This window comes from Siphonobacter sp. SORGH_AS_1065, assembly GCF_030818595.1.
GTDB lineage: Bacteria > Bacteroidota > Bacteroidia > Cytophagales > Spirosomataceae > Siphonobacter.
On sequence record NZ_JAUTAM010000006.1, the window covers coordinates 217,261 to 229,809 of the forward strand.

General features: G+C 41.6%; 7 protein-coding genes and 1 CRISPR repeat array. All 7 genes read left to right on the forward strand.

Annotated features, from left to right (window positions below; all coding sequences use genetic code 11):
- Window positions 1-3 precede the first annotated feature (3 nt).
- A complete protein-coding gene (gene cas3, locus QE390_RS21590) occupies window positions 4-2,751 on the forward strand; it encodes a CRISPR-associated helicase Cas3' (RefSeq protein ID WP_307143805.1) in 2,748 nt (915 codons plus the stop codon).
- 97 nt (window positions 2,752-2,848) lie between these two features.
- Window positions 2,849-3,358, forward strand: coding sequence for a CRISPR-associated protein Cas4 (gene cas4 / locus QE390_RS21595; RefSeq protein WP_307143806.1), 510 nt, complete (start codon window positions 2,849-2,851; stop codon window positions 3,356-3,358).
- A gap of 26 nt (window positions 3,359-3,384) precedes the next feature.
- On the forward strand, window positions 3,385-4,395 hold the full coding sequence (gene cas1b / locus QE390_RS21600; RefSeq protein WP_307143807.1) for a type I-B CRISPR-associated endonuclease Cas1b: 1,011 nt from the start codon (window positions 3,385-3,387) through the stop codon (window positions 4,393-4,395).
- A 100-nt stretch (window positions 4,396-4,495) separates the two neighbouring features.
- Window positions 4,496-4,759, forward strand: a complete 264-nt coding sequence (cas2, locus tag QE390_RS21605; protein ID WP_307143808.1) for a CRISPR-associated endonuclease Cas2 — start codon at window positions 4,496-4,498, stop codon at window positions 4,757-4,759.
- Between the two features lie 213 nt (window positions 4,760-4,972).
- A CRISPR array of direct repeats spans window positions 4,973-8,488; the repeat unit is 30 nt; unit sequence GTCTTAATCGTACCTAGTTGGAATTGAAAT.
- Window positions 8,489-8,603: 115 nt separating this feature from the next.
- A complete protein-coding gene (locus tag QE390_RS21610) occupies window positions 8,604-9,059 on the forward strand; it encodes a hypothetical protein (RefSeq protein ID WP_307143809.1) in 456 nt (151 codons plus the stop codon).
- Between the two features lie 185 nt (window positions 9,060-9,244).
- Window positions 9,245-11,068, forward strand: coding sequence for a hypothetical protein (locus QE390_RS21615; protein WP_307143810.1), 1,824 nt, complete (start codon window positions 9,245-9,247; stop codon window positions 11,066-11,068).
- Window positions 11,069-11,196: 128 nt separating this feature from the next.
- Window positions 11,197-11,925, forward strand: a complete 729-nt coding sequence (locus QE390_RS21620) for a DUF1080 domain-containing protein (RefSeq protein WP_307143811.1) — start codon at window positions 11,197-11,199, stop codon at window positions 11,923-11,925.
- The last annotated feature ends 624 nt before the right edge of the window (window positions 11,926-12,549 follow it).

Consider the following 12,549-nt stretch of genomic DNA (forward strand, 5'->3'; position numbering starts at 1 on the left):
ACGATGCTAAATTTACTAGATCAGTTTGATAAAGCTTTGCGAGTTGATCATCTGTTGGCTAACCATGTGCAGTATTTGGCACATCTCCCTAACTCGCAACGGATTGGGCAAGTTAATGATGAAACATTAGCTGAGCACATGGATGTTGTGCTTCGACTAGCAAGGGAATTAAGTCAACAACATGTCTTAGCACCTGTTGTTAACATTCTCATCAGGAAGTTGGTTTCGACTCGACCATTAGCGTTTCAACCCATGCTAATGGCTTATATTCTTGATTTATTCGTTGGGGCAATTGCTTTCCATGATTTTGGTAAAGTAAATGAGCACTTTCAAAAAGAGCGGATGAAAAATGTTCTTTTTCAGGGCAATTATCAGGACATCTTTAATCCAGTGCATGGACATTCAGAACTAAGTGCTTACATCTTTGCCGTTTATCATCTGGAGCATATTGAACAAGGATTGGCAGGCATTCCAGAAGATGAACGCGTTTGGCTCTCGGCAGTAGCTCTGTTATTTACCAATCCTATTCTACTTCACCATAGTTCGCGTTTTGAGTCTCCTAAGAGCCGTATTGCACGTAGTCAGTACATGAAATTTGCCGATAGCCTGAAGCGATATATAACTCTTTACCAGTTTGCTGACCCTAATATATCGGAGCCTTATTTTGCAGCCTGGTCTACGATTTGGGATACATTCACGGAAGAGAATACAACCGCCTTTTCCATTTTTACTCTCCTACGCCTAAATTTTTCCCTGCTTACAGCTGCCGATTATTTAGCCACATCGGAATACATGAATCAGGCAGGGATTAGTGATTTTGGCGTATTGAATCAAGTAGCCCGGCAGAAACTAATTCATGCTGCCCGTAGTAGCAAATCTTATAATACCCATGCCTTTCAACTGGCCGATGATGCTGCGTGGCACCCGACCAGACCAACGGAACGAAATAACGAAACACTAAATGCATTGCGGCTGGAAATGGCGGTTCAGGCTATTCGGCAGGTTCGTCAATATCCAGAGCAACGGCTTTTCTATCTGGAAGCACCAACTGGAGGCGGCAAAACGAATATATCAGCCTTGGTAACAGCAGAACTACTACGTCTTGATATATCCCTTAACAAAATATTCTACGTATTCCCGTTTACAACGCTTATCACGCAGACTCACAAGGCATTACAGGAAACTTGGCAACTAGAGGACTCGCAGATTGGATTGCTACATTCACAGGGTGGCTTTCAGCAAAAAGAACCAACAGAAGAAGGAGACTATGGGAAACAGTGGAAAAATCAACTGGCTAATCTATTTGCTTTTTTTCCAGTATGTCTACTAACGCATATCCGCTTTTTCGACATCTTAAAGTCAAACGAAAAAGATAGCATTTACCTCATGCATCGATTGGCTAATTCAGTAGTCGTGATTGATGAATTGCAATCGTATTCGCCTAAACATTGGGATAAAATGCTATTCTGGCTTGATCAATATAGCCGAACGTTCAATATTCGTTTTGTACTAATGTCAGCAACATTGCCCCGTATTGACGGGTTGGACGTAGGATTGTCACAACGACCTCAATTCGTTGATTTGCTACCTGATGCTAAACGCTACTTTCAAAATCCAAACTTTCGTGATCGTGTGCGGTTTAGGTTTGATTTGCTGGAAACCCCTAACAAAAATCCACAGATCATTAAGTCGGAAGCGTTGGCTGAAGTGGTTTTGGAGCAATCGAAAAAGTATGCTCAGGAAAATAATGGACGTGTTTTCACGATTGTTGAATTCATCTACAAGAAGTCAGCTACGGATTTTGCAGGCTTGATTGGGCAAACGTTTTTCGACAAAGTGTTTGTGTTATCCGGTACAATTCTAGAACCTCGCAGGAGAGAAATTATCAATTTTCTGAAGCAGAATGCCAAAGCACAGATGAAGGTGCTACTTATCACGACGCAGGTTGTTGAAGCAGGCGTAGACATTGATATGGATCTCGGCTTTAAAAATATTTCGCTTATCGACAGCGATGAGCAATTAGCTGGTCGAGTAAATCGAAACGTAACGAAAGATGTTTGCAACGTTTTTCTTTTCAAAATGAACGAACCCGGTATTCTATATAAACATGATGATCGATTTGATATAACCCGCGAAAAACTAACCATTGCTGATCATAAGCAAATTCTAGAAACAAAAGACTTCAGTAAGCTATATAATCAGGTTTTAGCTGGTCGAAATGATTTGAATCAGAAAGTAGGGATTGAAAATTTTTCGACCAAATACCTGCCTGATGTACAACAGCTTGACTATGAGTCTGTTCATAAAAATTTCCAGCTAATTGAACAGAAGAACCTGTCCATATTTGTTCCTCTACCTTTACCGATTTTGATTGAAGGTGAAAAAGCTGGCACAATTGAAGAGGTATTCTCAAAAGTTGAACTTGATTTTTTAGAGAAATACCAGTGCTATTGGCAAGGAGACAAAGTAGTTGATGGCAAAAAAGTCTGGACCTTATACCGTCAGTTAAACGACCTGAAACAAGGCATAACGGAATCGCAGGTGACTAAAAAAATTATGCAGGGTATTTTATCAAAATTTACCTTTTCAATTTTTTATACAGACACCATCAAACGCAATTTCACTGAATTCATTGATCCAGATAAAAGTTTTGATAACTACCTATATCTGGAATTTCATGAGAGGCTTTATAACTACAAAACTGGTCTTGATATGGCAGCTTTTGGGAGTAGTGAAAATGCAATTCTTTAATGGTTCAAATTCTATAACTGTTAGTTACAGAATTTGAACATAGAATACCTCTCCATAAAAACTCGCACTGCTGGTGCGAGAAATAGCTTTATTAACCATGCAAAACGTTACTGGTTCACTCATCGGCATGTATCACATCTGCCATCGAGAACTTTGGCTTCATGCGAATCATGTTCGGATGGAACATAATTCAGACTTAGTTGCCGAAGGCAAGCAATTGCACGAACACGCCTACCCTCAACGAGCCGAACGGTACCGAGAAATGATTCTCGACGGTTCTAAAATCGACTTTTATGATCCCTACAACAAAGTCGTTCATGAACTCAAAAAGTCCGATAAGCTCGAACACTCGCATGTAGCTCAGGTGCAATTCTATTTGTATCTCTTGCGAAAGAATGGCGTCGAGGGAGCTACCGGATTGATTGAGTATCCGAAACTTCGACAAACCCAGACGGTTCATCTGGATGATTCAGAACTGCCAGTGGTTGAAAACTGGATTCAGGAAATTGAACGTATAGTAAGCTCCGAACATTGTCCGGGTCGCATTGAAAAGAGCCGCTGTCGGTCCTGTAGTTACTTTGAATTCTGTTACGCCGAAGAAGAATAAACCAAGCTTTTGCCTTCCAACACCCCATGAAACAGCCTAAGTATCTGATGAATCCCGGTCGATTAAGTCGGAAGGATCATACCCTCAAGTTTACACCTTACGACGAAGATGGCAACGAAGGCCAGCCCCGGTTTCTTCCCGTTCAGCAAGTCTCAGACTTGTACGTTTTCGGAAATCTTGATGCCAACTCCGCCCTGTATAATTTTCTGGGAAAAGAGGGCATTGCCGTTCATTTCTTTGATTATTACGAACATTACACGGGTTCATTCATGCCACGCGAATACCTGCTGGCGGGCAAAATACAGATCGAACAAACGAAACATTACCTCTCCGCCAAGAAGCGAATGGCCATTGCTCAGGCCTTTGTTGAGGGAGCAGCCTGTAATATTCTCCGGGTTTTAAAGTATTACGATAACCGCCGGGACAATGGTTTGACTGAAGCCATTGAGACCATCGAGCAATTACTGGCTTCTGTGCCAACGGCTGCGGATGTGCCAACGCTGATGGGCATTGAAGGCAACATTCGTCAAACCTATTATAGTTGTTTTGATGCCATTCTGGGTGAAACCTTCTGTCTGGATGGACGGAGCAAACGGCCTCCGCAAAACGAGCTTAATGCAATGATTTCCTTGGGAAACATGCTTTGTTACTCAGCTTGCCTGGGCATGATTTATCATACGCAGCTTAATCCAACGATCAGCTATTTACACGAACCTGGCTTCCGGCGGTACTCACTAGCCCTGGACCTGGCAGAGATTTTCAAACCCATTCTGATTGACCGACTCATTTTTCGAATGGTTAATAAAAAGCAGTTGCAACCCTCCGATTTTCGCATGGAAGTAGAAGGTTGCCTGATGAAGGAACCTGCCCGAAAACGGTTTTTACAAGAATTTGATACCTCACTTAAAGAGACGATCAAACATCGTTCTTTAGGGCGAAGCGTGAGTTATAAACACCTCATCAAACTAGAGTGCTACAAACTACAGAAACACTTATTAGGCATCGATGCCTATAAGCCCTTCAAAGCCTGGTGGTAAGTTTCAATTTTGAAGGAATGAATGATAGAATATATTGAAAATGACTACTCTCGTTCATTCATTCTATCATTCACTCCTTCTGACATTCAACATTAAAAATATGTACGTAATTTTGGTTTATGACATGGGTCAGAAACGGGTGGGCAAGATGTTAAAGCTCTGCCGGAGGTATTTAAACTGGATTCAGAATTCGGTATTTGAAGGCGAGATGACGGAGGTACAGATGAAAGAGTTCGTACACGAAGCCAAGCGAATCATGAATGAGGAAGAAGACAGTCTGATCGTCTTCAAAAATCGTGATCAGAAATGGCTGGATAAGCAAATTGTAGGGGTTGAACGGCAGTCGGTAGATCCTTTCCTGTAGAGCAATTGTCGTCGATCGCCTGCAAACGTTCTTTGAAATCTGAGAAATTCAGTCACAAAACCTGAAAAAATCAACTAACTTACTGATTATAAGGAGTCGTCGATCGACGGGGGTTTTCGTACCATTGCCGATCGACGATTTTCACCTCAAAAAACCAAAAATAAAACGCGTCCTAAAGGCTGGAAAGGCCTTTTTTTAGGGCTAGATTTACGGGTCTTAATCGTACCTAGTTGGAATTGAAATACGAAAACGAATGGGAGTACCTGATTGGGATGAGAGTCTTAATCGTACCTAGTTGGAATTGAAATAGAAAATCCGAAAGGTGTGTAAAATACTAAAATCGTGTCTTAATCGTACCTAGTTGGAATTGAAATTTGTAGTATACTCTGTGCCGTTTGGCTTCAAAACGGTCTTAATCGTACCTAGTTGGAATTGAAATCTGGTAACGAATGCTGGAAGTTACGATGTCTGCACACGTCTTAATCGTACCTAGTTGGAATTGAAATGATTTCATGGTGTCGAGTGTAGGATAAGAAATTACGGTCTTAATCGTACCTAGTTGGAATTGAAATTATTTCTCTACACAAGAATCTGTAGTTTCTTTTTTGTCTTAATCGTACCTAGTTGGAATTGAAATGTAAGTGCTTTTACCTTACGTTCTACGTCACTTAGGTCTTAATCGTACCTAGTTGGAATTGAAATAGTCTAATCATGGTGTGATTAAGCGATCAGGGAAGGTCTTAATCGTACCTAGTTGGAATTGAAATTGAAGGATCATGACGATTACGGAGTTCCGGCAAAGTCTTAATCGTACCTAGTTGGAATTGAAATGCGAATTACCCCCGAAACGCCCGTTACCATCGACCGTCTTAATCGTACCTAGTTGGAATTGAAATTCTCTGACGTGTCAGTCATAACCAGTAGCCAGACCTGGTCTTAATCGTACCTAGTTGGAATTGAAATATTTTTCGGCTAAATCCGCATGGTCCTGATCTGAAGTCTTAATCGTACCTAGTTGGAATTGAAATGCACTTTCGGACTTGTACCCGCCAGTGATTTGATTCGTCTTAATCGTACCTAGTTGGAATTGAAATTAGGCAACGTTAGGGACGATAGCATTTCCGAACCCTGTCTTAATCGTACCTAGTTGGAATTGAAATTTGAGAAAATTCATGCTTCGGTATTTCCCGATGCTTGTCTTAATCGTACCTAGTTGGAATTGAAATAAGACATAGCCGGTGGCTCGATTACTGAGCCGGGACGTCTTAATCGTACCTAGTTGGAATTGAAATAAGACATAGCCGGTGGCTCGATTACTGAGCCGGGACGTCTTAATCGTACCTAGTTGGAATTGAAATTATAATTGAAGTAATCGTATTAGTAAAATGAAGTAATGTCTTAATCGTACCTAGTTGGAATTGAAATAAAAATCGGTAGCCTACCTTCGTACAAATTTCCTTAAGTCTTAATCGTACCTAGTTGGAATTGAAATACGGAGGCGGCCATTTGCTTAGAAATTTGCTCTAAGTCTTAATCGTACCTAGTTGGAATTGAAATAAATCAAAATTGGTGATTTAGGGATTCTCAAGACCAGTCTTAATCGTACCTAGTTGGAATTGAAATAAAAGATGGGCAGACCACGGAAGCCTAACGAGCTTAGTCTTAATCGTACCTAGTTGGAATTGAAATATTCGATTCAGCAGGGGAAACCACTAGGCCCGTACAAGTCTTAATCGTACCTAGTTGGAATTGAAATGGTATATCGACCCTTTGAGCGGTACATCCTGTTTTCTGTCTTAATCGTACCTAGTTGGAATTGAAATAGAAGGAAATGTACCTCTTTGGCTCCAAGAAACGCAAGTCTTAATCGTACCTAGTTGGAATTGAAATTTATTCAACGCGACTCGACGGGACGGGCCGTATTGGTCTTAATCGTACCTAGTTGGAATTGAAATATAATGAAGAATTTGATGGTTTTGTGCAAATCAAGTCTTAATCGTACCTAGTTGGAATTGAAATACGACAAGAAACCTACGTGAGGTTACAAATAGTAGCGTCTTAATCGTACCTAGTTGGAATTGAAATGCGGTTTATCCGGGATAAAGTGCCGTTATTTTTAAGTCTTAATCGTACCTAGTTGGAATTGAAATAAAATAAAAACCAATGACAAAACGAGATGCTTTAAGTCTTAATCGTACCTAGTTGGAATTGAAATGACTGTAGTGCATTTAATCGACCTTCTGAGGTTTCGTCTTAATCGTACCTAGTTGGAATTGAAATATGTTAAAAAAATCTTATTATGAGCATAGAGGAGTAGTCTTAATCGTACCTAGTTGGAATTGAAATATGATGTTCCGACCGTATTTTACGCCTGTTCAAAGTCTTAATCGTACCTAGTTGGAATTGAAATAATAATGCTCTTTTTGTTAAAGATCGTGCTGATTTGGTCTTAATCGTACCTAGTTGGAATTGAAATTGAGTTCTCTGGAATGTTCCTTACGTAAAGCGTGATGAGTCTTAATCGTACCTAGTTGGAATTGAAATAATGAAAGTGATTTTAGGAGGCAACTCCCCTGACCTTGTCTTAATCGTACCTAGTTGGAATTGAAATGTGTTACCTGCAAAACAAGCAACCTATCTTGTTCCTGTCTTAATCGTACCTAGTTGGAATTGAAATAAGGATGTTCCAAAGCTGAAAGCTCAAACGGCCAAAGTCTTAATCGTACCTAGTTGGAATTGAAATCGTTGATATTTCAGATGAACCTATGAAAAGGGGGGTGTCTTAATCGTACCTAGTTGGAATTGAAATTAGTAGCAACTATTCCAGCTTTGAGTTGCTTCTTCCTGTCTTAATCGTACCTAGTTGGAATTGAAATAACTCTGTAATTCCTTCTCGGTTTAGTCTCGATTTGTCTTAATCGTACCTAGTTGGAATTGAAATGCAATAACAAGTTCTTTGACCCTTTGCCCTGGAATCGTCTTAATCGTACCTAGTTGGAATTGAAATCGAATGTGGCCGACACTGGCCGCAACCAAGTAGTTGTCTTAATCGTACCTAGTTGGAATTGAAATAGGCTTGGTATACCGAAACCTGACCGCCCGAAGCAAGTCTTAATCGTACCTAGTTGGAATTGAAATATCAAGGAAACTTGGCAGGAAAGGAAAATTAAAAGTGTCTTAATCGTACCTAGTTGGAATTGAAATAAAGGCAATTTCCCGGTTGAGTATAGATTATGTCGAGTCTTAATCGTACCTAGTTGGAATTGAAATAGGATTATAAAGGGGCTGGAGTCGAAAGCATCGTTTGTCTTAATCGTACCTAGTTGGAATTGAAATAAAAGATGGGCAGACCACGGAAGCCTAACGAGCTTAGTCTTAATCGTACCTAGTTGGAATTGAAATAAAAGTGTGGATTCCTTTCTTAGTTCGTGGCACATGTCTTAATCGTACCTAGTTGGAATTGAAATTAGGGCATTAAAAGAACTTACGTCTTCAGATGAAAGTCTTAATCGTACCTAGTTGGAATTGAAATGACGATGAGGGATATAGCATACCCTGCATTATCAGAGTCTTAATCGTACCTAGTTGGAATTGAAATATACCTAATTCCATTATCGTGTGTCGGTTAGTGTGGTCTTAATCGTACCTAGTTGGAATTGAAATCTCCATTCGGTCGCGGCTCTCCGTTCATTACGGCCAGTATTAATCGTACCATTACTGGTATCGAACGCCTACCCAAGCATCCCCAAAAAATCGCATATAATCCCGATAACTATTAATTGAGCCACGAGGCAACCCTGTTTAAGAAAATGGTGTCCTGTACGTAAACCTTTCACACTTTTCTATGAAATCGATTCTTACCTGGACTTTATTTTTGTTTGTATTGACACTGGTTTCTTGCAACTTCTCTGAAATCTTACCCAAAAAAATGGATGGTAGTGCGGGAAATAGTACCTACTACATCGACAACCAAACGGGTAAAGATTTAAGTATGACTTTTCCTATCTCGGTTTATACTCAGGAAAAAGGAATGCATGAAATGGACAGCTCCATTGCTCTGCATCGCAATACAAGGTTACGTTTTTATGAAGATCAGGGCCATTTTGGTCTAAATCCACACCCGGAGATGGCTCTTACCTCTATTCGGTTTTACACTCATGAAAACAATCAGCAAAAGTTGGTGTATGAAATGGCTCCAGTAAAAACCGTAAACTGGACCAAGCATATCGTCAGTCGGGATAAGGATGGCATTGGAGCTACCGATTACATTTTTATTCTTACGCCTTCTCATCTGAAATAACCATCACCTACTCAGCAGGGCTAGTCCTCGAAAAGATTATTATAAATAAATTTTCTCAAAAAAGGGTTCGATCGCCAATCGAACCCTTTTTTTACTATGAGCGGAACCTGTTCTAAGACATGACGGCTTTAGCGGTCTATGTTTTTACGGATTACACCTATTACAAGAACCTATTTTATTAAACTATGAAACTTATTAACCACCCCGGAGCCATTCTGATCACCGGATTGTTTCTGCTCGCTTCCTGCTCAAACAGAAGCACACATCTCTATACCAGCGAGTTAGCTCGACTAAAAGAAGCGTCTAAAAGCAATCTTTCGGCTCATGTCGATGAATTTAATGCGTATAAAAATCGACCGGAAAGTGATGGCCCTTTCAATGCTAGTAACAACAAAACTTTTTTACAGGAAAATATCCCCCTGTTTACCAGCTCCGACGCGGGTATTACCCGGGTTTACAACTACCGCTGGTGGATGATTAGCAAGCATCTGAAATCCTATAATGACCCCGAAGATTCGAAATCGTATTGGGTAGTGACGGAATTTTTCGGTGTAAAGCCCTGGGCATCTCTCAGCGGGGCCATTACCTGCCCGGCGGGGCATCAGTTTTATGATGTTCGCTGGTTACGGGATGATACGTTTCTAAAGTCCTATGCCGATTACTTCATGCGGGGATCGGCCTCCCGATTGAATCAGCGAGAGAATGGTAATTTTTTGACCTATTTAAGTCGACCGGAGAGTCACCATTTTTCGAGCTGGATGATTAACGGCGTGGAGGCTTTTCAGAAAATTCACCCTGATCAGGCCTGGACCCGCGATATTCTACCTTCCCTGGAAAAGCACCAGCAGGTTTGGGATAGTCTATTTACCGTAAAAAATCCTTCGGCCCGAACCGCCGGAATGTATAAAATTCTGGATTTGTACGACGGCATGGAGTTTAGTCTTTCCGCCGTTTTGGGTCTGATTCACAGCGACGGAGCCTATAGCTTATACACAAAAGACAACTGGCGGGACTATTACCTGGGCTGGGAAACGACGGGTAAAGCTGCTCAATCCCAGCAAGCGAAGGAGTATCCTAAAGCCTTCCGAAAAGGATATCCCGATTATTACCTCGTTCGGCCATCGGTGAATAGTTATGCCTACGGAAACCTACAATCGCTGGCCAACTTATACCGACGCGATCAGATTTCAAACGAGAAAGCACGCTATTATGAGCAACGGGCCCTGGCTGTTCAGAAGAAAACGCTGGCTGTGCTTTGGAATAAAGACGATCAGTTTTTTAATACCTACAGTGCCGGGGATAATGCATTTGGTGCGGGTGATTACGAAGCCAGGGTTCGTGAGTCGGTAGGTTATACACCCTGGTATTTTCATATGATTCCGGCTTCGTCCTATAAGGATTACAGCAGATCTTGGGATATGTTTGCCTCCCGGAAAGGCTTTTATCATAACGCGGGTATGACCACCGCCGAGCAGCAACATCCCTATTACAACGAACGGGCCTATGCCTGGAACGGGCGGGGTTGGCCTTTCGAAAATTCGGTTGTGTACAAAGGCTACGCCAACTTCTTACGAACGTATAAGAAAACAGCCAGTGCTTCGGAGAAGGCACTTTTGTATGATTACGTAGCCAAGCTCGCCCAGATGCACGGAAGCGAGCAGCTTAACATTGGCGAATGGTACATTCCCAGTGATGGCAAAACTTTTGGCGGAGAATCCGATTACTTCCACTCCACTTTCCCGGATATCATCATCGAGGATTTATTGGGCTTTCAGGCTTCGCACGAATCTGGTTTTTCCCTGGCTCCCCTCCTACCCGAAAATCAATGGGATTATTTTTATTTGGGGAATATTCGATACCATCATCACGACGTTGATATTGTGTGGAAGAAAGACTGGAATCCCCATAAGCCCGGCAATCAGAGCAGATTGTGCGTATGGGTCGATCAAAAACTGGTCGCTAGTCAGGAATCGTTGAATAATGTATTGCAAGTGAAGATGAAGCATTAATCGTTTTTGATACTATGAATAGAATAGCACTCGTAAAGGATTTGTAAGGAATATGCGATATTTAACCAATTTGCACAATATTGCACATTCATTACATTCCGCAATTCCTTACTTCTAAACCATTACCCATGAACAAGCGTATTCTTGCATTAACGACCTGTCTTTCTCTGTCATTTTTTTCTTTTTCTACTGATCCTCAGCCCGTTAATCAGTTAAGTACTCAGGAGAAAAAAGAGGGATGGAAGTTACTTTTCGATGGCAAAACCACTAAAGGCTGGCATTTGTACAATCAGGGCCAAAAAGCTTCAGTCTGGAAGGTACAAAGTGGCGAACTGCAATGTCAGCCCAATACGCCCGGCTCAACGCTGGAACACGGCGATCTGGTTACTGATCAGGAATTCAAAAACTTTGATTTGAAGTTTGACTGGAAGATTTCGAAAGAGGGCAACAGTGGTGTTTTTATTAATGTGGTGGAGAAAAAAGAAAACCCCACCGCCTGGACTTCAGGCCCGGAGTATCAGTTACTCGAACCATCCCACTATGATTACAAAGCCGACCCCAAAAAACGGGCAGGGTGTTTGTATGGCTTTGCTGCTCAGAAAAATGAAGCCGTTACCAAACCCGTCGGTCAGTGGAATCATTCGGAAATTAAGCAGGTAAATGGTAAAATTGAATTCTATCTAAACGGCGTCTTAACCGCCCAACAGAACCTGAATTCTAGCGAATGGAAGCAGATGATTCAGCAGTCAAACTTCAGGAATTACCCTAATTTCAGCAAAGCAACTAAAGGCCGCATTGGACTTCAGGACTGGATGAAGGGCATTGCCTTCCGCAATATCAAAGTGAAGGAATTATAAGGTTTAGCCTGAACACTGATGAAATGATTAGGCTTAGTCCTGAGCCTAATCACTTCATTATGCTACTCTATCGTTTCTACTATATTACCTTCTGATCCAGGGAACCGATTTCATAAAATTCGTTTTGTTAGTTGGTGTTTTCAACGCAGATTGGTGAGAGATGCGTCTACGACGCTGAGTGTTATTAATGCTTTTCTTCAACCTCCGCGATCTAGTCGCGAACGGACCTTCAGGTGTTTGATTATAATCTGAAAGTGGTCTGTGAGGATTTAAAACTATACTTATCTATTTTCCTCGGATTTCATCCGGGGGCACGGTTGGTAGTGATAATTTACTTCGCCCCCCTGGTAGTGTCCTCACCGACTACTGTTAATGGCTGGTGAAGACACCAGCCAGAGAAGAGGACACGCGACTTCATTGTATCTAGCCGGAATATGGAGATCATTTAAATCGTAACAAAAACCGCCTCTACCCAGACGCGATGAAGTCGCGTCTCTACTTAAATGCTTGATTGCTTTGCTTTTCGGATTAGCAATCATCCGCCATGGCTGGTGTCTTCACCAGCCATGGGAGGGTCCATCCATAGGGAACCCCGGATTGTCATCCAGGGCTATCCAGCCCGGG

Bases quoted from the DNA above. Each gene is read 5' to 3' on its own strand.
- cas3 (WP_307143805.1), top strand. From the start codon at position 4: ATGCTAAATTTACTAGATCAGTTTGATAAAGCTTTGCGAGTTGATCAT.
- cas4 (WP_307143806.1), top strand. From the start codon at position 2,849: ATGCAAAACGTTACTGGTTCACTCATCGGCATGTATCACATCTGCCAT.
- cas1b (WP_307143807.1), top strand. From the start codon at position 3,385: ATGAAACAGCCTAAGTATCTGATGAATCCCGGTCGATTAAGTCGGAAG.
- cas2 (WP_307143808.1), top strand. From the start codon at position 4,496: ATGTACGTAATTTTGGTTTATGACATGGGTCAGAAACGGGTGGGCAAG.
- QE390_RS21610 (WP_307143809.1), top strand. From the start codon at position 8,604: ATGAAATCGATTCTTACCTGGACTTTATTTTTGTTTGTATTGACACTG.
- QE390_RS21615 (WP_307143810.1), top strand. From the start codon at position 9,245: ATGAAACTTATTAACCACCCCGGAGCCATTCTGATCACCGGATTGTTT.
- QE390_RS21620 (WP_307143811.1), top strand. From the start codon at position 11,197: ATGAACAAGCGTATTCTTGCATTAACGACCTGTCTTTCTCTGTCATTT.